Below are 19,983 nucleotides of genomic sequence, written 5' to 3' on the forward strand. Positions count from 1 at the left end.
CACCACCCCCGGCACCGTCGAGTCCGACGACCCGACCCGCCCCTGGTACGCCCAGGTGTGGGACTCCGTGCAGGTCGCGGGCGCGGCGGGCGGCGGGGCGACCGGGGCCGGGACCGACGGGTCCACGGGCACCGGCACGACGGGGGACAATGGGACCGCGCCGGACGGCACCGGGACCCAGGGGTCCGACGGGGAGCCGACGGCACCGACCCCCTGACGCCGACCGCCCGAGGACCGCACGTGACCGACCTGCCCAGCACCCCGGCGCCCGCGCTGCCCGACCCGGCGCCCGTGCCGCGCGCCCGGCACGACCCCCCCGAGGTGACCGAGGCGGACCTCGTCGTGCTCCGCGAGCAGCTCGGCCGGCCCGCGCGCGGCGTCGTGGGTGTCGCCGCCCGGTGCGCCTGCGGCCGCCCTCTCGTCGTCCGCACCGCGCCGCGCCTCGACGACGGGACGCCGTTCCCGACGACGTACTACCTGACCTGCCCGCCCGCCGTCGGCGCCGTGAGCACCCTCGAGGCCACCGGCCTGATGAAGGAGCTGACCGCCCGCGTGCAGGCCGAGCCGGAGCTCGCCGCCGCGTACCAGCGCGCGCACGAGGCCTACCTCGCCGACCGCGCCGAGCTCGGCGACGTGCCGGAGATCGCCGGCATCTCGGCCGGCGGGATGCCGACCCGGGTCAAGTGCCTGCACGTCGTCGTGGGGCACGCCCTCGCCGCCGGCCCGGGCGTGAACCCCGTCGGGGACGACGTGCTGCTGCGGCTGCGCGACGTCTGGCGCCCGGACCGCTGCACCTGCTGACGCCCGACCGCGCCGGCCGGGCCCGGGGCCGGCACCGCGGCGCGCGCCCCGCGCCGGGGATGGGATGATCTCCCGCGTGACGCGTGTGGCTGCCATCGACTGCGGGACCAACTCCATCCGGCTCCTGGTGGCCGACGTCGACCCGGGGGCGGGGACCCTGACGGACCTCGACCGCCGCATGGAGGTCGTCCGGCTCGGCCAGGGCGTCGACCGCACCGGCCGCATCGCCCCCGAGGCCATGGCCCGCACCCTGGACGCCACCCGTCGGTACGCGCAGGTCTGCCGCGACCTCGGCGTCGAGGCGGTCCGGTTCGTCGCCACCAGTGCGTCCCGCGACGCCGAGAACCGCGACGAGTTCGTGGCCGGCGTCCGCGAGGCCCTGGGGGTCGAGCCCGAGGTCATCGGCGGCGTCGAGGAGGCCGCGCTGTCCTTCCGCGGCGCCACCGGCGTGCTCGGCACGACCCACGACGGCCCGTTCCTCGTCGTGGACCTCGGCGGCGGCTCCACCGAGGTCGTCCTCGGCGAGCGCGAGCCCGAGGCCGCGTACTCGATGGACGTCGGCTGCGTCCGGATCACCGAGCGCCACCTGCTGAGCGACCCGCCCACCGCCGAGCAGGTCGCCGCCGCCGAGGCCGACGTCCGCGCCGCGCTCGACGTCGCCGCGCAGCACGTCCCGCTCGGCCGCACCGCGACGCTCGTGGGCCTCGCCGGGTCGGTCACGACGATCACCGCGCACGCGCTGGCCCTGCCCGCCTACGACCGGGACGCCATCGACGGCGCCGTCCTCCCGGTGGACGACGTGGTCGCCGCCTGCGACGACCTGCTCGCCCGCGACCACGACGCCCGCTCGGCGCTCGGGTTCATGCACCCCGGCCGCGTCGACGTCATCGGCGCGGGTGCGCTCGTGTGGCGGGCGGTCGTGGAGCGCGTCCGCGCGGAGGTCGAGGCCGCCGGCGGCAGCCTCACGGAGGTCGTCACCTCCGAGCACGACATCCTCGACGGCATCGCCTGGAGCGTCGCCGAGCGCGAGCGCCCGCGCGCCTGACCCACTCCCGCTCCCGCGCCCGAGCACGTGACCCGTACCCGCTCGCCGCGCCGCGGCGCGGCGCCCCCGGGCCGCGCGCCCTCCCGGCGCGCCCGCCTGAGGCCCGCGCGCGCCCGCCTGAGGCCCGCGCGCGCCCGCACCCTCCGCCGAGATAGGGCCGTCCGCCCGAGATAGGGCGGTCGACGGTCCTATCTCGCGCCGCGGGCAGTATCTCGGCGTGGGCGGAGCCGCGGCTTCGGTGGGTGTCGCCGCGTTCGGTGGATGCGGGCACCGAACTCGGCCGGACCCACCGAACTCGGCCGGACCTGCCGAACCCGGCCGGACCTGCCGAACTCGGCCGGACCCACCGAACTCGGCCGGACCTGCCGAACTCGGCGCAGCCGCCCTGGCGCGGGGGCGGCCGCAGCCGGACCGGCGTCCACGCGGCGCGAGCGTGCGACACGCCCGCGTCGACGCGGTAGCGAACTTCGCCCGGTACTGCGCAATCTGTACTACCGTGTGTCCTGCGGGAGCCGAGGAGGGTCGGCTCCCGCACCAGACAGCGGGTGCCGCGGCCGACAGGGGGCCGACCGCGGCGCCCGCCCCGCACCGCAGCGGCCGCCGGACCCGGCCGGCCGCGCCAGGGAGGCCCCGGGTGGACACGACCCAGCTGCTCAAGGGAGTGCTCGACGTGGCGGTGCTCGCCGTCGTCGCCGAGGAGGACGGGTACGGCTACGACGTCGTCCGCCGGCTGCGCGCCGCGGGGCTGGCCGAGGTCGGCGACGCGTCCGTCTACGGCACGCTCCGCCGGCTGTACTCCCAGGGCGCGCTCACGTCCTACGTGGTGCCCAGCGACGAGGGCCCCCACCGCAAGTACTACGGGATCAACGCGCAGGGCCGGGCGATGCTCGCGGCCCAGCGCAAGGACTGGCGCGAGTTCGCGGGCACCATGACCCGCCTGCTCGACGGGGAGGCGGCGGCGTGAACGGGACCAGCCAGGCCGGGGTGCGCGAGGCGGTCGGGCGGTACGCCGCCGAGGTCCGTCGTGAGCTGGGCGACCTGCCGCCGGACCAGGTCGACGACCTGACCGACGGCCTGGAGGCGGACCTCGCGGACGCGCTCGCCGACGGCCCGCAGCCAGTCGGGGACGACGCCGCCACGGTGGACCTCGCGGTGCGGTTCGGCACTCCGGGTGCCTACGCGGAGGAGCTCCGGGCCGCCGCGGGCGTGCCCGTCGGCTCCCCGCACCGGGCGAAGCCGTGGCCGGAGCGGGTGCAGCGGATGCGCGCCGCGGCGGGCCGGGCGACCTCGGTCGTCCGCCGGCAGCCGTGGGTCGAGCCGGTCGTCCGGGCGGCGAGCGAGCTGCGACCGCTCTGGTGGCTGGCCCGGGCCTGGATCGGCTACCAGGCGCTGATGTGGCTCGTCATCCAGTGGGACGCGCTGGTGTGGCAGATCCGTCCCGAGCGCGACGGCGTCCCCGGGAACCCCGTGCAGTGGGCGATCCTGCTGGGCCTGGTCGTCGTGTCGGTGCAGTGGGGCCGCGGCCGCTGGGGCGCGGGTCAGCTGACCCGGCTGTCCCGCGGCGTCACGGTGGTCGCGCTCGTCCTGCTCGTGCCCGTCGTGTGGTTCACCTACGAGTCGCGGTTCTACGGACCCGAGGTGTCGGACGTGCGGTACGTCGAGGTGCCGGTCGGTCCGGCGCAGCCGGAGGCCGGGGTGTGGGTCGACGGCATGCAGGTGAGCAACCTGTTCCTCTACGACGCGGCGGGGAAGCCGCTGACCGGCGTGCAGGTCTTCGACGACCGAGGCCGGCCCGTGCGGACGACGACGGACGACGGGTGGTCGTCGTGGTCCCTGCCGGGCGTCGAGGAGCCCTGGGCGTTCGTCGCCGCCACGGACGAGGACGGCCGCCGGCGGTGGAACGTGTACCCGCTGCAGGGCGCGCCGTACGAGGAGTTCGACTGGTCGAACCCCACGGGCACGCGGGACACCTCCGAGCTGCTGGAGGGCGAGCCCCGCACACCGCCGCTGCCGTTCGCGCAGGCGCCGGCCGTCGTCGGCGCGGATCAGGACGGAAGTCCTGGTCAGGGCGGCTCCCCGGCGCCGTCCGCCGAGGCCACCGCGGCCCCCTGAGGGCGGCGGGGCGGCTCGACCCGGGACCTTGTGCCCAGAATCACGTGCCCCTGGTTCGCCTTCCCCAAGTCATGGGACGTACCGTTGGACCTATGTCTGAGTCCACCGCCACGACCCTGGCGCCGCAGTCCGGGAGCACCTCCCGCAAGGTGCCGCGCATCGTCATCCTCGGCGGCGGGTCCGTGGGGCTGTACTCGGCCCGCCGGCTCCGTCGTCGCCTGGGCAACCGGGAGGCCGCGATCGTCGTGGTCGACCCGCGCCCGTACATGACCTACGCCCCGTTCCTGCCCGAGGCCGCGGCCGGCTCGATCGACGCGCGCTACGTCGTCGCGCCGCACCGCCGCGCGCTCAAGGGCATCGACGCGCTGCAGGGCAAGGTCTCCGAGATCAAGCACGCGGAGCGCAAGGTCCAGATCACGCCCGAGGAGGGCGACCCGTACTGGATCACCTACGACCACCTGATCGTGGGCCTCGGCTCGGTCGCCCGCACGCTGCCCATCCCGGGTCTCGCGGAGCAGGCGATCGGCTTCAAGAACGTCGAGGAGGCCATCGCCGTCCGCAACCACGTCCTGGGCCGGATCGACCGCGCGTCGTCCACCTGGGACCCGGAGCTGCGCCGCCGGATGCTGACCTTCACCTTCGTCGGCGGCGGGTTCGCCGGCGTCGAGGCGATCGCCGAGGTCGAGGACATGGCCCGCGACGCGGTCAAGCACTACCCGTCGCTGAGCGCCGACGACCTGCGCTTCGTGCTGGTCGAGGGCTCGCGCCGCATCCTCCCGGAGGTCTCCGAGGAGCTCGGCGGCTACACCCTCGAGCAGCTGCGCAAGCGCGGCATCGAGGTCTACCTCTCCACGTTCCTGAACTCGTGCGTCGACGGCCACGTCGTGCTCTCGGACAAGACCGAGTTCGACTCCGAGACGATCGTGTGGACCGCGGGCGTCAAGGCCAACCCGGTCCTGCAGAACTCGGACCTGCCGCTCGACAAGATGGGCCGCGTCACCACGCTCGCGACCCTGCAGATCGTCGACGCCGACGGCCACGTCGTCCCGGACGCCTACGCGGCCGGCGACTGCGCCGCGGTGCCGGACCTGTACAACCCGGGCTCGTTCTGCCCGCCGAACGCCCAGCACGCGATCCGCGAGGCGACGCACCTGGCGGACAACCTGGCCCGCGTCCTGCGCAGCGCCGAGCCGACGGACTACAAGCACAAGAACATCGGCGCGGTCGCGTCCCTCGGCATGTACAAGGGCGTCGCGCAGTTCCTGGGCAAGATCAAGGTCCGCGGCTTCTTCGCCTGGGTCCTGCACCGGTCGTACCACGTCATGGCGATGCCGACGCTGAACCGCAAGATCGCGATCATGTCCGGCTGGACCGCGAACCTGCTGTGGCGCCGCGAGACCGTCGCGCTCGGCTCGATCCACGACCCGCGCGCGGAGTTCCGCGCGGCGTCCGTGCCGCCGAAGCCGAAGCCCGAGGCCGCGCCCGCCGCCGCCCCGGCCAAGGCCGAGGACCACTCCGCGGTCCCCGGCGCCGAGGTCACGCCGTCCGGCACGCGCAAGGCCGACGACACCTCGCCGGCCGACGGCTCGCCCGCCGAGGCGAAGCCGGCCGGCAAGGCCTGACGCACCGCACCGGAGCCCGTCCACCCCGCGAGGGTGGGTGGGCTCCGTCGTGCTGGCAGGATGGGCGCGGCCCCCGTAGCCCAACCGGCAGAGGCAGCCGGCTTAAACCCGGCGCAGTGCGGGTTCGAATCCCGCCGGGGGCACCGGTCGACCGCCGTGCATGACACTGGCGCGTCCGCCGTCGAGGTGGGACGGTGGGTGGGCGCAGAGCATCCTCGAGTCCAGGGGGCGGAATGGCGACCTACCTGGAACGCCATGCCCGCGGCGCGGCCGACTCGATGGGGCCGGGCACGCACGCGAGCATCACGTTCCGGCACTTCGGCACGACGGTGCGCGCGGGCAGCAGCAGCGCGCGGGCCCGCCGGTGCGACGACGTCGAGGTGCGGGTGCAGGAGGGTCCCTGCATCTCCGCGATGCGCGGCATGGCGCCGGTGGTCCTGCCGGACCTGCTCGCCGAACGGCGCTGGCCCGCGTGGCGCGAGCGGTTCACGGTCGAGCAGTTCGACTCGTTCGTCGCCGTGCCCGTGACGGTGGGGCCGCGCGCGGAGATCGCGGTGAACTTCTACGCGGCCGGCGCACGGGACTGGACGCCGGTCGACCTCGCGACCGCGGTGCGGCTCGCCGGTGCGGTGGCGGTCGACGTGCGGGCCCGGCTGCGGCTGGCCGGCGGCGCGGTGGGGGAGCGGCTCGGCGGGCACGCCCGGCGCGAGCGGGACCGGGTCGACCTGGCCGTGGGGATCGTCATGGCGTCGCGGCACTGCGACGCGGCGACCGCCCAGCAGGTGGTGCGGGAGCTGGCCGCGCGCAGCGGCGCCGCGCCGGTCGAGATCGCCGAGTGGCTCGCGGCCGCCGTCGTCCTGCCGCGCGCGAGCTGGGACGGCGTCCCGCGCGACCGCCGTCCGGCCGACGACGACGGGGGGCCGGGCGCCGTCAGCCCTCGGTGAGCCAGGCCGGCCGGTCGCCCGCCGCGACGGCGTCGGCCAGCTCGCGGGCGACGGCGGTGACCGGCTGCCCGGTCACCCGGGCGCGGCGCATCAGCACCGCGAACGCCTCGCCCTCCTCGAGCTCCAGGAGGTACCGCACGGCGCCCTTGGCCTGCTCGACGAGCGCGCGGTGCGCGGCGGTCGACCGGACGGCGCGCGCGAGCGCGTCGAGGTCGGGCCGGTCGTCCGCGTGCACGATGGCGACGGCGGCGATGTCGGCGAACCCGCGGGCGGTGGCCCGCTCGTCGGCGGTCAGCGGGTGCGCGCGGGACAGGAACAGGTTGAGCGCGCCGAACGGCTGCCCGCGCCAGCGCATCGGGAGGGCGTGCGCGGCGCGGTAGCCGGCGCGGGTGAGCGCGGAGCCGAGGTCGGGCCAGCGGGTGCGCAGCATCGTCTCGCCGACCACGGAGACGTCGCGGTCGCCGTGCACCGCGTCGAGGCACGGGCCGGAGCCGACCTGCAGCTGGTAGGTCTCGAGGGCGGCGGCGGCGTGCGAGGACGCGGCGAGCAGGTCGAGCCGGCCCTCCGACGGGTCGGCGACGTCCTCGGCGACGACGACTCCGACGTCGGCGTGCAGCGCCTCTGCGGCGGCGGCGACCGTGGTGGACAGGGCGCTCACCGCGTCCTGCTGGTCCGCGAGCGCGGCGAGGCCGCTGGTGAGGGCCGCCATGGAGGTCGAGGTGGTCATGTCACGCTCCGGCGGCGGGTGGGGACGGGGGTGGTGCGGTGCGGGTCGGTGCCGGTCACGGCCCCTCCTCGGGACGGAACTGCAGCGTGCGGTCCAGGACCTGGTGCGCCACCTCGGGCAGCGTGAGGTCGAGGGCGAACGCGTGGGCGCGCAGCAGCGCGAGGGCGTCGTCCGCGGGGACGGCGAGCTGGGCCATCACCATGCCGGCGGCCTGGTGGATCGCGGACCGCTCGTCCCAGGAGGCCCGCGGCGGGGTGGTCCCGGGCGGCGTGCCGTCCAGCACCGCGACCGCGATGACGTCGGCGACGAAGCCGAGGTCCTCGAGGTCGCCCGTGAGCGCCCCGGGCCGCGACCGGTACAGCGTCAGCACGCCGAGCACGCCGGAGCCGGCGTGCAGCGGGACCGCTGCGAGCAGGACCGCGGGGGTGTGCCGCGTGGCCATCTCCGCGAACTCCGGCCAGGGCGTCCCGGTGTCGGCGAGCGTGAGGCTGACCCCCTCGTCGGTCCGCGCGACGTCCGACGCCGGCCCGCGGCCGACCACGTCGTGGATCTGCTCGATCCGGGCCGCGACGGCGTCGGTCGCCCAGAGCACCGACCGGCTGGCGTAGTCGCGGCGGTCGGGCGTGAGCGCGATCGAGGCGCCGTCCGCGTCCGACACGACGCGGGCGGCCTCGCACAGCCGGCCGACGAGCGTGCCGCCGGCGCCCTGCGCGGCGGTCGCCGTCAGCGCGGCGAGCAGGGCGGAGCGATCGACCATCCCCCACCTCACGACTCCGACGACCCGACCTGACCAGCCTAGCGACACCTTCCGCGCCCGGACCCCCGGCGGAAAACTCGGCGACACGGGCGGCGGCCTCGGGAATCATCGAACGCGTCCGGGACGTTGGTCCCGACGTGCGCCTCCCTCGGGCGTCCGGTCCCCGCGGACCCGACCCGCTCGTGCGCACCTCACCGCCGACCCCACCCGCGAGGGAGACCCATGACCACCCACGACGAGACCGCCCTGCGCGACCGCGCTCCGGGCGACGGCGCCGGGCCGGCCGCCGTGACCGCCGCCGCCGCGCCGGAGGCCGCCGCGCCCGTGCGGCTCGCCCCCGGCGACCGCACCCTCATCGGCCTGCTGCTGGTGGCCGGCTTCACCGTGATCCTCAACGAGACCGCGATGGGCGTCGCCCTGCCGGTGCTCATGGAGGAGATGGGCGTCACCGCCGCGACCGGCCAGTGGCTGACCACCGGCTTCATGCTCACGATGGCCGTGGTCATCCCGGCGACCGGCTGGATCATGAACCGGTTCCGGCTGCGCCCGATCTTCATCACCGCGATGTCGCTGTTCGTCGCGGGCACCGCGCTCGCCGCGGCCGCCCCGGGCTTCGGCACCCTGCTCGCGGGCCGGGTGGTCCAGGCCAGCGGCACCGCCGTGATGCTCCCGCTGCTCATGACGACCGCGCTGACCCTGGTCCCGCCGAGCATCCGCGGCCGCACCATGGGCACGATCTCGATCGTCATCTCCGTGGCCCCGGCCATCGGCCCGACGATCTCCGGCCTGGTGCTGTCGCAGCTGTCGTGGCGGTGGATCTTCCTCGTCATGCTGCCGATCGCCGGCACGGCCCTCGCGCTCGGCGCGTGGAAGGTCCGGGACGTCACCGAGCCGTCCGACCACCGGCTCGACGTGCTGTCGCTGCTCATGTCGGCGCTCGGGTTCGGCGCGCTGATCTTCGGCCTGTCCAGCATCGGCGAGTCCGCCGGCGGGCACACCGTCGTCGCGCCCTGGGTCCCGATCGCGGTGGGCGTCCTCGCCCTGGCGGCGTTCGCCGCGCGGCAGATCCGGCTGCAGGGCACGCACGACGGCCCGCTGATGGACCTGCGGGTGTTCACGCGGCGCTCGTACACCGTGTCCGCGCTCGTGCTCGTCATCGGGTTCATGGCGATGTTCGGCGCGCTGATCGTGCTGCCGATCTTCCTGCAGGACGTCCTGGCGCTCGGCACCCTGGAGACCGGCCTGCTGCTGCTCCCGGGCGGCCTGGTGATGGGTGCGCTGTCGCCGCTCGTCGGCCGGCTGTTCGACCGGTTCGGCCCGCGGCCGCTGGTCACCCCGGGCGTGCTCGCGCTGAGCGTGGCGCTGTGGCTGCTGTCGACCCTGCACCCGGGCACCCCGGTGGGGGCGGTGGTGACCGTGCACTCGCTGCTGAGCATCGGCCTGGCGTTCATGATCACGCCGCTGTTCACCTCGGCGCTCGGCTCCCTGCCGCGCGATCTGTACGGGCACGGCAGCGCGATCGTGAACACCCTGCAGCAGCTCGCGGGCGCCGCGGGCACCGCGCTGTTCATCACCGTGCTGTCCACCACCACGGCGGCGCGGCTCGAGGCGGGCGCGGACGTGCTGACGGCCACCGCCGCGGGCGTGCGCGGCGCGTTCCTGTGGGGCGGCCTCGTCGCGCTGGTCGCGGTGGTCGCCTCGCTGCTCGTCCGGCGCCCCCCGGCCGACGCCGAGGCCCCGGTGGCGATGCACTGACCGGCGCCGACGCGGACGGCCCGGCTCCCCGAGGGGGGGCCGGGCCGTCCGTCGCGGGGGCGACGGGTCAGCGGTACGCGTCCCACACCGGCGACGGGTAGAGCACGCGCTCGAACTTGGCCCACTCGGTCACCAGGTCGACCGCCGGGCGGCGGAACGACCGGATCTGCAGGCCGTCCATCGCCTCGATCGTCATCTCGACCAGGTCCCGCAGCCCGTCGAACGGCCCGACGTCTGGCGGCAGCCGCCAGGTGAACCCGCGGTAGAACGCCCACACCTGGTCCGGCCGGTCGAGGAAGTACGGGTGCGCCGGGTGCTCCGGCGACGACGCCTCGACCCCGAGCACGGTGTACAGCCGGAGCAGCTCCGGGCGCGCCGCGTTGAACGCGACCAGGAACCGGAAGTACCCCGGCAGCGAGATCCCGTCCGGGTGCGTCGCCGCGGGGTCGCCCGTCGCCACGTAGTCGTCCGGCGTGCCGCGCCGGTCGTACAGCCGCGAGACGACCAGCTCCAGCAGGCCCTCCTTGGACCCGACGTGGTGCAGCAGGCCGGCCTGCGTGAGCCCGACCTCCTGGGCCACGTCGGCCAGCGCCATGCCGGTGAACCCGTGCCGCGCGATCAGGCGGGTCGCGGCCTCGAGGATCTGCGCCTGCCGCTGCTCCGGGGTCAGGCGGACCCGGCGTCGCACCGCCGGCGGGTCCTGCTCCTGCGTCGTCACGTGTCCTGCTCCCCTCGGTCCTCGCACGACCCTAGTCGCGTGCGAGGACCGCTCCGTCCCTCCTCAGGACTCCAGGACCACCAGGTCCCACGGCCCGATCGTCAGGTCGTCGCCCGCGGTCACCGTCGCGCCGTCCGCCAGCACCGAGCGCCCGGCCACCGGGGCCGGCACCGTCACCGGCGCGGCCGAGTAGTTGAGCAGGTAGGTGAGCGCGTTCCCGGCGGAGTTCGTGCCCCGGCGCACCGAGACCGTGCCGGCCAGGTCCTGCGCCCAGTCGGCGATGCCCGCGTCCCGCACCGCCAGGGTCAGCGCCGCCCGCAGCAGCTCGGGCGAGGTCATCGTGCCGAGGTGCAGCGACCGGCCGTCGCCGACGCGGTTCCGGGTGATCGCCGCGTACGGGCCCCAGGCGGGGTGGTCGTACGACGCCAGCACCTCGGCGCCGTGGGGACGCAGCAGCTCGAGGAACGCCTGGGCGCCGGCCGCCGCGCCCTCGGTGGCGCCCGGGACGGCGGCCAGGTCCCCGTGCAGCGTCAGGCCGACGCCGTCGCCGGGCACCGTGTACTGGTTGTAGGTCACGCCGGTGACCTCGGTGAGCCCGTGCGGCGCGGTGTCGTGCCAGACCTTCACGTGCTCGTCGGCGACCGCGGTGCGGAACGTCGTGACCAGGTGGCCGCCGCCGCGCACGTACGCGTCCAGCCGGTCGACCGTCGCCTGCGGGGCCGCGTACAGCACCGGCACCACCAGCAGGTCGTACCGGGCCAGGTCCTCGTCGTCCACCGAGACGAAGTCGACCTCGACGTTCAGGTCGAACAGCGCGTCGTACACCCAGCGCAGCACGTCGTTGTAGCCGATCGACGAGCCGAAGACGCCGTCGATGAACCCGACCTCGAGGGTGAACCACTGGAGCGCGGTCAGCGCCTCGTTGCTCACCATGATCGCGGCGCGGTTGTGCTTGCGCAGGTGGATCAGCGACGAGCCCACCCGCTGCGCCTCCCGGCCGAAGACGCCGGCCTCCTCGTACGTCGGGTTGCTCTGCAGGTCGTGGGACAGCAGGCCGCGCCAGTACGTCTCGAACGAGTTGTGGATGGAGTGCCAGTGCCAGTACATGAGGCCGTCGGCGCCGCTGGCCAGGTGGCTGTACGCCTGGAGGCGCAGCTGACCCGGGTAGGGGAGCCAGCCGAGCTGGCCCTGGGCCTGCGTCTCCAGCACGAGGTAGTTCGCGCCGCCCTTGATCGAGCGGGTCAGGTCGCCGCCGAACGCGATCTCCTTGCCCGTGAGCCGCGACTGCGTCGGGTGGTAGATGTCCACGCCGGCGATGTCGACGGTCGGCGCGGCCCGGAAGTGGTCCACGGCCGGCTGCAGGCCGTACGACCAGCCCGGCGTCCAGTCGAAGTCGAAGTTCTGCGTGACCCACTGGTCCGCGCGGGCGTACTCGCGGACGATCCCGGCCTGCCAGGCGAGGAACTCCTCGACCAGGCGGCGGCGGAACTTGTCGAACTCCGCGCCCAGCGACCCGTTGATCGTGCCGCGCACGTCCGGGAAGTCCTCCCAGGCGTCGACGCGGTTCGACCAGTAGTCCAGGCCGAACGCCGCGTTCAGCGCGTCCAGGTCGCCGCCGAACTGCTCCCGGAGGTACTTCACGAACCGCCGCTGCACCGCGGGGCCGGCGGTGTCGTGGTACTTCGTCTCGTTGTCGATCTGGAACCCGATCACGGCCGGGCGGTGCGCGGTGCGCTCCATCAGCCGCCGGATGACCCGCTCCGCGTGGAACAGGTACGTCGGGTTCGTGATGTCCATGATCTGCCGTGCCCCGTACCGGCCCTCGCCCGCGCGCGTGGTCGCCAGGACGTCGGGGTGCGACTGCACCAGCCACGCCGGCACCGCGTAGGTGGGCGTGCCGACGATCACGTGGATGCCCGCCGCCTCGAAGGCGTCCAGCGCCCGGTCGACGTGCGTGAAGTCGAAGACACCGGGCTGCGGCTCGAGCGTGCTCCACGTCGACTCGGCGATGCGGACCACCGTGATGCCGGCCGCCCGCATCATCTCGACGTCCGTCTCGATCCGGTCCGTCGGCATGTACTCGTCGTAGTACGCCGCACCGAACAGGAGCTCGTCCACGGTTCACCCTTCGTCGCGCGAAGCCGGGGCGCCCGCGCGCGGCGCGGGTCCGGCCGGTCCGCCGTCGGACCGGTCGCCACTCTACCTACCGCTTGGTAGGTAACGGCAAACGCCGTGGTGTCAGCGCCTCAGCGGGTCGTGACCCACGGACATCGGCCCGGGGCGGCACGCGGGCACGGCCCGGGGTCGGTCAGCCCGGGTGGCGGCCCCGGCCGGACGGGCGGACACTGGGCACCTGTGCAGCGCCGCGCAGCGGGCTCCCACCACGTCAGGACCGCACCATGACCACCCGAGGGTCCGACGAGGTCGTGCGGGTCGACGCCGACGCCTCGCTCGACACGCTGATCCACACCCTCACGCACCACGCCGCGCGCACCCTGGGCGTCGACGCCTCGGCGTGCGCCGCCGCCACCGTCCGAGGCTGCGACCGGTGGCTCTCCGCCGCCTCGGTCGCGGTCGCGCGGTGCGACGCCGTCCAGGACCGCCTGCGGCTCGGGCCGCGCTACCTGGTCCGCTCGACGGGCGCGCCCGCCGTCGTCGCGGACGTCGCCGCCGACGACCGCTGGCCGGTGTGGAGCCACGCCTGCCGCGTGCAGGGCTTCCGCTCGGCGCTCGTCGTGCCGGGCACGTACGGCGACGTCACCGTGCACCTGTCCCTCTACTCGCCCGGCACCCCCGACTGGGAGGGCGTCACGCCGCGCGCCCTCGGCCTCGCCCACGGCATCGCGGCGGTCGTCGCCGCCCGGGACGAGGTCATCGAGCTCGCGCACACGATGGACGACCTGCTCGCCGGCAGCCGGTCCCGGGTCGTGCTCGACCGCGCCGTCGGGATCGTCATGGCCCAGCGCGGGTGCGACGCGACCGAGGCGATCGCCCACCTCAAGGCGGTGTCGGCGACCGGGGACGCGCGCGAGGTCGCGGCGGCCCTCGTCGCGGCGGCGACCCCGCCGGGCGACGCGGACGGCCCGGGCGACGCGGACGGCCCGGACGCGCCGCCGGCGGGCGCCGGACGGTCCGCGGAACCGGGGGCGCGGGAGCCGGAGGCCGGCCTGGTGGACCAGCGCGACGCGACGTCGCCGGGAGCCGGCCGGGCGCACGCGACCGGCGCGCCGGCCACGGTGGGCGGCGGCTCCGGAGGCGTGCACCCCGACGCGGCGTGACGCCGCCCGGTGCGGCTCACCCCGCCCGGTCGACCGCGTACGCGATGGTCTGCGCCACGATCACCCCGTCGCGCACGACGTAGGAGTCCGCGCCGGCCCGCACGTGCGTGCGGCCGTCCTGCGCACGCCAGTGCAGCATGCCGTAGGCGTCGTCCACCACGAGCCGGTCGTAGGTGTACGTCCCCGCCTCGACGTAGCACCCCAGGATCCCGGCGAGCCGCCGCACCCCGTCCTTGCCGTGCCGGACGCCCTCGCCCCACGACAGCAGGACGACGTCGTCGGCGTAGTTCCGGGCCAGGTCCGCCTCCAGGTCGCCGGCGGACCGGTACGCCAGGTGGGACTCCAGGACCTCTCGGGTGCTGCGCACGGCGCGACCCCCTCGCGCTCGCGCCCGCCCCGCGCGTCCCGGGGGCCGGCGCCGCCATCGTCCCGCGGGGCGGCGCTCGGCGCGCGCCGGGCGGCGGCCGGGGCGACACTCGCGGAGTCGCCGGGTTCGGGCAGGGGCCCCGCGCCGCGCAGGACCGGCTGCTGACCGAGCGCGGGGTCGACCCCGCGGAGTTCGAGTACCGCGAGGAGGCGTCGGCGGAGCGCGAGGAGCACCAGCGCTGAGGGGCGGCGGCGCGGCGCTCGGTACAGTCCACCCGTGCCCACCCCGCCGTCCGACGCGCCCGCGCCCGGCGCCGCCGCGCCCCGCGACGGTGCGGCGGCGGGCGGTGCGGTCGGGGCCGGCTCCGCCCACGCGCCCCGGCCCGGTGGCGTCGTGCACGTCGACGGCGGCGACCTCGGCTGCGCCCGGCTGCTCGTGCTGCTGCGCGCCCGCGCCCGCGAGCTGCCGCCGGGCACCGTGGTGCACCTGACGACGTCGGACCCGGTGGCGCCGATCGACCTGCCGGCGTGGTGCCGGATGACGGGGCACCGCTACCTCGGACCGGTGCCGGACGGCGCGCCGCCGGCGACGTACGCGGTCGAGGTGGCGGCGGACCCGCGCCCCACGGACCCGGCCCGCCCCTGGCACGTCGCCCCGGGCGCCTGACGCGGCGCCGCCCACGCGCCCACGCGCCGCCCGCGCGCCCACGGGGTAGGAAACGCGTCGAGCGAGTAGCCGCCGGGTACTCGCTCGACGCGTCTCCTACCCCCTCGGCGCCGGCGAGCCCGCCGGCTGCCCCGCCACGAGCCCGCCGGCCCGCCGCGAGCCCGCCGACGCCCGGGCTCAGTCCAGGCCCGCGGCCGCCTCGGAGTCCTCGATGCCGCGCAGCCAGTCGCGCTTGGCCGCGCGCCAGCCCTCGTCGTCGGCGCCGAGCCGCCAGTACCCGGAGATCGACAGGTCCGTCTTGCCGAGCCCGCGCTCGACGCGCAGGTACCGCCGCAGCTCGCGCACGGACCCGGCCTCGCCGTGCACGAACGCGTGCACCCGGCCGACGGGCCACGGCAGGGCGCGGACGGCGGCGACGAGCCCGGTGCCGGGGGTGGCGTCCCCGGCGTGCACCCAGTGCAGGGCGATGCCGTCGGGGACGTGCAAGGCCTGCTCCTCGGCGCGGTCGTGCACCTCGAGGACGGCGTGCCCGGAGGCGGCGCCGCCGAGCCGCTCGAGCGCGACGGCGATCGCGGGCAGGGCCGAGGCGTCGCCGGCGAGCAGGTGGTGGTCGGCGGTCAGGTCGGGGGTGTAGCCGCCGCCGGGGCCGACGACCACGACCTCGTCGCCGGGCGCGGCGGTGGCCGCCCAGGGTCCGGCGATGCCGTCCGCGCCGTGCACCACGAGGTCGAGCGTCAGGGTCAGCTCGAGGTCGTCGAAGCCGCGCACGGTGTAGGTCCGCATCCGCGGCTGGTGCTCGGGCGGCAGGGCGGCGCGGGCGGCCTCCATGTCGACGCGGCCGTCCGGGGTGGTCCACGCCGCCAGGACGTCGGCGCCGGAGCCGGTGGCGCCCACGCCGGGGAGGAACACGAGCTTGACGTAGGAGTCGGCGTGCGGGGACGGCGCGAAGCCGGCGATGCCGGGGCCGCCGAGCGTGATCCGGACCATCGCCGGGGTGAGGTGCTCGGCCCGCAGCACGGTGGCGCGCAGGGCGGTCCGCGGAGGTCGTCGCGGGGTGGTCACGGGCTCGGTCGAGGTCACGCGGGGAGCACCTTCCAGTGGTTCGAGGTGCCGGACGGGATCGGCGTGCGACGACGCGCGGCCCGGGGGCGTGGCCGGTGCGTCGGGTCGAGCGTAGGTGGTCGTCCCCGGTGCGTCACGCGGGCGCGACGCACGTCTCACCGGCTGCCGTGCGCGCGGCCCCAGGTGTCGACGTCGGCGTTGAGCCGGGTGAGCAGCCGCGCCAGGTCGGCCCGGTCGTCGGCCGACCAGTGCTCGAGGACCTCGCCGTACAGCCGCGCGCGGACCTCGCGGGTGCGCTCGAGCCCCTCGAGCCCGGCGTCGGTGGGCCGGACGAGGGTGACCCGCCCGTCGCTGGCGTCGGCCGCGCGGACCACCTGGCCGGCCTGCTCCATCGCGAGGACCTGGCGGGTGACGGTCGACGGGTCGAGGCGCAGGGCGTCCGCGATCGCGTTGACGCTGGTGGGCCCCTCCTCGGCGAGGACGCCGAGCACGAGGTAGGCCGAGCGCTCGATCTCCCCCCGGGCGCGGGCCCCGGCGCGCCGGGTCCGGTCGGACAGGCGCAGCAGCATGGCCACCTGCGCCTCGATCGTGCGCAGGGCGTCGTCCGGCTGCATGGTCACCTCGTCCTCGGGTCGGCTCCGGCAGTCTGCCACGACTCCGCGGCGGATAAGCCTGTATAGTACAGACATACCCGACGACGACTTCCTGAGGACACGCATGCCCAGCCGGCACCCCGAACCCAACAAGACCGCCATCTACGCCACGGCCCTGACCGCGTTCTTCGCCATCGCGGGCATCGCCGTCGTCGACCCGATCCTCCCGGTGATCGGCGAGGAGATCGGCGCCTCCACCTGGCAGATCGAGCTGCTGTTCACCGCGTACCTGGTCGTGATGGCGGTCGGCATGATCCCCGCGGTCATCGCCACCGGCCGGTACGGCTACCGCAAGGTGCTCGCGACCGGCGTCACGGTCGTCGCGGCGGCCGCGGTGCTCGCCGCCCTGTCCGGCAACATCCTCGAGCTCGCCGTGCTCCGCGGCCTGTGGGGCCTGGGCAACGCGATGTTCTTCGCGACCGCGATGGTGCTGCTGGTGGCGCTGGCCACCGACCGCGAGTGGGTGGTCGAGCTGTTCGAGACCTGCGTGGGTCTCGGCTTCGCGGTCGGCCCGCTGATCGGCGGCCTGCTCGGCCAGATCTCGTGGCGCGTGCCGTTCGCCGCCTGCGGCGTGTTCATGCTGATCGCCCTGGCGATGTCGATCACCCGGCTCCGCGACCCGCAGGACCCGCCGTCGGCGCTGACCCTGCGCGACGTGTGGCAGCCGTTCCGCCGGCCGGCGTTCCGCACCCTGTGCGTCGTCACGGCCGCCTACAACTTCGTGTTCTTCGTGGTGCTCGGCTACACCCCGGTGTTCCTCGGCCTCGACGTGATCCCGCTCGGCCTGGTGTTCACCGCCTGGGGCATCGGCCTCGCCGTCGGCATCCTCGTGGTCGGCCACCGGCTGGCGCACCGGATCGGCGCGGTGGCGACCGTCGGCGTGGCGATCGGCGGCCTGCTGGTCACCCTGGTGCTGCTCGCGACCAGCGCGGGCACCGCCGAGTCCGTCGTCGTCCTGGTGCTCGCCGGCGTGTGCATGGGCATCGCGAACGCGAACCTGACCGACCTCGCGCTCGGCCTCGGCGGGGCGGAGCGCCGCACCACGACCGCGGCGTTCAACCTGGTGCGCTGGGGCTTCGCCGCCCCGGCCCCGGTGATCGCGGGCCTGCTGCACCCGGTCAGCGCGACCGCGCCGTACTGGGTCGGCGCGGGCGTGCTGCTGATCGGCGTGGTGGCGTTCGCCTGGAAGGGCCGCGCGATGGCCGCCGCCGTGGGCGAGCGGCTGACGTTCCGGCAGTGGGACCGCGCGGCGCGTGCGGTCGAGGGCGCCCCGGAGGAGGCCCTGGGCGAGGTCTGACCGGACGTCGGTCAGCGCCCGACGAGGCCCGACTCGTAGGCGAGCACCACGGCCTGCACCCGGTCCCGGACCCCGAGCTTCGCGAGGATCCGCCCGACGTGGGTCTTCACGGTGGCCTCGGACAGGAACAGCCGCTCGGCGACCTCGGCGTTCGACAGCCCCTCGGCGACGGCGAGCAGCACCTCCCGCTCGCGCTGGGTGAGCTCGTCCAGCCGGGCGTCGCCGCGCGGCGCGGGGGTGGCGGACTCGCTCGGCAGCTCCTCCGCGAACAGCTCGAGCATCCGCCGGGTCACCCGCGGGGACACGACGGCGTCCCCGGTGGCGACGGCGCGGATGGCCGCGGTGAGCTCGGCGGGCCGGGCGTCCTTCAGCAGGAACCCGCTGGCGCCGGCGCGCAGGGCGGCGAACGCGTACTCGTCCAGGTCGAACGTCGTGAGGATGAGCACCCGGGACCGGGAGCCGGCGGCGACGATCCGCTCGGTGGCCTCGATGCCGTTGGTGCCGGGCATCCGGACGTCCATCAGCACGACGTCGGGGTCCAGCGCGGCGATCTGCCGCAGGGCCTCGGCACCGTCACCGGCCTCGCCGACGACGGTGAGGTCGTCCTCGTCGTCCAGCACGAGGCGGAAGCCCATGCGCAGCAGGGGCTGGTCGTCCACCAGCAGGACGCGGATCGGCGCCGCGGCCGCGCCGTCCTCGGTCGGGGTCACGCGGGCTCCTCGGTCTGGGCGGGCGGTGCGGGTGCGGCCGGCGGTGCCGGCGGGGACCGCCGTGCGGGCGGGGACTGCGGTGCGGCGGGTGTCGCGGGCGGTGCGACCACGTCCTCGGTGCGCAGCTCGACGTGCACCCGCCAGCCGGCGCGGTACGGACCGGCCGACACGGAGCCACGGTAGACCGCCGCGCGCTCGCGCATGCCCACCAGGCCGCGGCCGCCGCGGGCGACCGGCACCACGGGCACCGCGCCCGTCGCGGCCGGGGCCTCGGCGTCGGTGCGGGCGTCCAGCGGGTCACCGCGGCGGTCGGCCAGCCGCTCGCCGATCCGGCTGAGCCGCCCGGGCTCGGGCCCGCCGTCGGCGACCGGTTCGGCGACACCGCCGTCGTCGACCACCTCGATCCCGACCCGCCCGTCGCCGTTCCGCACGAGCACGTCCACCCGGGCGCCGCCGCCGGCGTGCCGCAGGGCGTTGGTGAGCGACTCCTGCACGACCCGGTAGACGGTCAGCGCGAGCCCCGCGTCTGCGGGCAGGGCGGGCCCGGCGGTCGTCAGGTGCACCGTGAGGCCCGCGGCGCGGAACTGCTGCACCAGCGCCTCCAGGTCCTGCGAGCCCGGCTGCGGCTCGAGCGGGACGTCGGCACCGCGCAGCACGCCGAGCATCCGGCGCATGTCGGCGAGCGCCGCGCGTCCGGTCTCGGACAGCAGGTCCAGGGCGGCCACGGCGTCGTCGGGGGAGCGGCGCACCGCCACCCGGGCCCCGTCGGACAGGGCGATCATCACGGTCAGGCCGTGCGCGACCACGTCGTGCATCTCCCGGGCGATCCGGGTCTGCTCGGCGGCGGCGGCGAGCTTGGCGTGCTGCTCGCCCGCGTCCATCAGCTGCTGGTGCCGCTCCACGAGGGACCGGGTGTGCAGCCGGCGGCCGCGGACGTTGGCGCCGACCGCGAGGGCCACCAGCCCGGCGACCAGGATCGACCCGATGTCGACGGTGAGCCCGACGCCGGTGGGCCGGAGCACCGCGCCCCAGAGGAAGAACGCGCCCAGCACCCCCAGCGTGGCGCCGCCGAGCAGGATCCAGCCCTGGCGCTGCGGCCGGGTCGCCGCGACGACGTACAGGGCGAGGGCGAACGCGACGTCCCCCGCGCCGACGGAGCCGGTGAGCAGCACCTGCAGCACGGCCGCCGCGCCCAGCCCGAGGGTGATCCGCACCGGCCACCGCCGGCGGAACCACAGCGCCACGAGCGCCAGCACGGTCAGGGCGACGGACAGCGCGGCGGACGCGCCGGACACCGGCTGGGTGTCCGCGGCGACCCCGACGTTGGGTCCGGCCCCGTCGACGACCGGCCCCACCGAGGAGATCGCCGACACCGCGAAGAACACGCAGACCAGCACGTCCGACGCGCGCGGGTGCACGGCGAAGAACCGGCGCACGCGTCCCAGCCGCCGCGCGTCCAGCTCGGTGAA

The 19,983-nt window shown here is 75.9% G+C and carries 19 protein-coding genes, 1 tRNA gene and 1 pseudogene; 12 read left to right on the plus strand and 9 right to left on the minus strand.

What is annotated here, in order from left to right; genetic code table 11:
* From G6556_RS02950 to G6556_RS02985, 8 genes and pseudogenes are all read left to right on the plus strand, one after another.
* Positions 1-217, plus strand: a pseudogene (locus G6556_RS02950) (hypothetical protein); the annotation flags it as partial.
* Positions 218-291: 74 nt separating this feature from the next.
* Entirely contained in the window at positions 292-801 is a 510-nt protein-coding gene (locus G6556_RS02955; protein ID WP_166938518.1) for a DUF501 domain-containing protein, read from the plus strand.
* A 76-nt stretch (positions 802-877) separates the two neighbouring features.
* Complete coding sequence (locus G6556_RS02960) at positions 878-1,846, plus strand: Ppx/GppA phosphatase family protein (RefSeq protein WP_346774686.1); 969 nt, start codon at positions 878-880, stop codon at positions 1,844-1,846.
* A gap of 634 nt (positions 1,847-2,480) precedes the next feature.
* On the plus strand, positions 2,481-2,810 hold the full coding sequence (locus G6556_RS02965; protein WP_158372862.1) for a PadR family transcriptional regulator: 330 nt from the start codon (positions 2,481-2,483) through the stop codon (positions 2,808-2,810).
* Positions 2,807-3,958 carry a hypothetical protein gene (locus tag G6556_RS02970; RefSeq protein ID WP_166938483.1) on the plus strand — a complete coding sequence of 384 codons (1,152 nt, stop codon included), beginning with the start codon at positions 2,807-2,809 and terminating at the stop codon, positions 3,956-3,958. Before G6556_RS02965 ends, G6556_RS02970 begins: the two co-directional genes overlap by 4 nt.
* A gap of 92 nt (positions 3,959-4,050) precedes the next feature.
* Positions 4,051-5,580, plus strand: a complete 1,530-nt coding sequence (locus tag G6556_RS02975) for an NAD(P)/FAD-dependent oxidoreductase (RefSeq protein WP_166938485.1) — start codon at positions 4,051-4,053, stop codon at positions 5,578-5,580.
* Positions 5,581-5,649: 69 nt separating this feature from the next.
* Positions 5,650-5,723, plus strand: a tRNA-Leu gene (locus G6556_RS02980).
* Between the two features lie 90 nt (positions 5,724-5,813).
* The gene (locus G6556_RS02985) at positions 5,814-6,524 is read left to right on the plus strand and encodes a GAF and ANTAR domain-containing protein (protein WP_166938487.1); all 711 of its coding nucleotides are present in this window, start codon (positions 5,814-5,816) and stop codon (positions 6,522-6,524) included.
* Here the strand turns inward: G6556_RS02985 and G6556_RS02990 are convergent.
* Both G6556_RS02990 and G6556_RS02995 read right to left on the minus strand, forming a co-directional pair.
* On the minus strand, positions 6,511-7,251 hold the full coding sequence (locus G6556_RS02990; RefSeq protein WP_166938489.1) for a GAF and ANTAR domain-containing protein: 741 nt from the start codon (positions 7,249-7,251) through the stop codon (positions 6,511-6,513). The two genes, G6556_RS02985 and G6556_RS02990, sit on opposite strands and share 14 nt — an antisense overlap.
* Positions 7,252-7,306: 55 nt before the next feature.
* On the minus strand, positions 7,307-8,008 hold the full coding sequence (locus G6556_RS02995) for a GAF and ANTAR domain-containing protein (RefSeq protein WP_166938491.1): 702 nt from the start codon (positions 8,006-8,008) through the stop codon (positions 7,307-7,309).
* A gap of 222 nt (positions 8,009-8,230) precedes the next feature.
* Here G6556_RS02995 and G6556_RS03000 point away from each other — a divergent pair, with 222 nt between their 5' ends.
* Positions 8,231-9,763, plus strand: coding sequence for an MDR family MFS transporter (locus G6556_RS03000; protein ID WP_166938492.1), 1,533 nt, complete (start codon positions 8,231-8,233; stop codon positions 9,761-9,763).
* A gap of 67 nt (positions 9,764-9,830) precedes the next feature.
* Here G6556_RS03000 and G6556_RS03005 read toward each other — a convergent pair whose 3' ends face one another.
* A complete protein-coding gene (locus G6556_RS03005; RefSeq protein WP_346774687.1) occupies positions 9,831-10,481 on the minus strand; it encodes a helix-turn-helix domain-containing protein in 651 nt (216 codons plus the stop codon).
* A 63-nt stretch (positions 10,482-10,544) separates the two neighbouring features.
* The gene (locus G6556_RS03010) at positions 10,545-12,599 is read right to left on the minus strand and encodes a beta-galactosidase (RefSeq protein WP_346774688.1); all 2,055 of its coding nucleotides are present in this window, start codon (positions 12,597-12,599) and stop codon (positions 10,545-10,547) included.
* A gap of 281 nt (positions 12,600-12,880) precedes the next feature.
* Here G6556_RS03010 and G6556_RS03015 point away from each other — a divergent pair, with 281 nt between their 5' ends.
* Positions 12,881-13,759 (plus strand): ANTAR domain-containing protein, encoded by an 879-nt coding sequence (locus G6556_RS03015; RefSeq protein WP_166938494.1) that lies wholly within the window; start codon positions 12,881-12,883, stop codon positions 13,757-13,759.
* Between the two features lie 16 nt (positions 13,760-13,775).
* On the opposite strand, the gene G6556_RS03020 is transcribed toward G6556_RS03015, so the two are convergent.
* Positions 13,776-14,126 carry a nuclear transport factor 2 family protein gene (locus G6556_RS03020; RefSeq protein WP_166938496.1) on the minus strand — a complete coding sequence of 117 codons (351 nt, stop codon included), beginning with the start codon at positions 14,124-14,126 and terminating at the stop codon, positions 13,776-13,778.
* Between the two features lie 276 nt (positions 14,127-14,402).
* On the opposite strand from G6556_RS03020, the gene G6556_RS19320 reads away from it, so the two are divergent.
* Complete coding sequence (locus G6556_RS19320) at positions 14,403-14,792, plus strand: sulfurtransferase TusA family protein (protein ID WP_240933535.1); 390 nt, start codon at positions 14,403-14,405, stop codon at positions 14,790-14,792.
* A gap of 177 nt (positions 14,793-14,969) precedes the next feature.
* Here G6556_RS19320 and G6556_RS03030 read toward each other — a convergent pair whose 3' ends face one another.
* Both G6556_RS03030 and G6556_RS03035 read right to left on the minus strand, forming a co-directional pair.
* Positions 14,970-15,872 (minus strand): siderophore-interacting protein, encoded by a 903-nt coding sequence (locus G6556_RS03030; protein WP_346774689.1) that lies wholly within the window; start codon positions 15,870-15,872, stop codon positions 14,970-14,972.
* Between the two features lie 137 nt (positions 15,873-16,009).
* Positions 16,010-16,468, minus strand: coding sequence for a MarR family transcriptional regulator (locus G6556_RS03035; protein WP_166938498.1), 459 nt, complete (start codon positions 16,466-16,468; stop codon positions 16,010-16,012).
* A gap of 103 nt (positions 16,469-16,571) precedes the next feature.
* On the opposite strand from G6556_RS03035, the gene G6556_RS03040 reads away from it, so the two are divergent.
* Positions 16,572-17,804: an MFS transporter gene (locus G6556_RS03040; protein ID WP_166938499.1), complete on the plus strand. Its 1,233-nt coding sequence runs from the start codon at positions 16,572-16,574 to the stop codon at positions 17,802-17,804.
* Positions 17,805-17,815: 11 nt separating this feature from the next.
* On the opposite strand, the gene G6556_RS03045 is transcribed toward G6556_RS03040, so the two are convergent.
* Both G6556_RS03045 and G6556_RS19075 read right to left on the minus strand, forming a co-directional pair.
* Positions 17,816-18,514 (minus strand): response regulator transcription factor, encoded by a 699-nt coding sequence (locus G6556_RS03045; RefSeq protein ID WP_346774690.1) that lies wholly within the window; start codon positions 18,512-18,514, stop codon positions 17,816-17,818.
* The gene (locus tag G6556_RS19075; protein ID WP_205692947.1) at positions 18,511-19,950 is read right to left on the minus strand and encodes a sensor histidine kinase; all 1,440 of its coding nucleotides are present in this window, start codon (positions 19,948-19,950) and stop codon (positions 18,511-18,513) included. Before G6556_RS19075 ends, G6556_RS03045 begins: the two co-directional genes overlap by 4 nt.
* Positions 19,951-19,983: the final 33 nt, after the last annotated feature.

Source organism: Cellulomonas sp. IC4_254 (genome assembly GCF_011603975.1).
Lineage (GTDB): Bacteria > Actinomycetota > Actinomycetes > Actinomycetales > Cellulomonadaceae > Cellulomonas.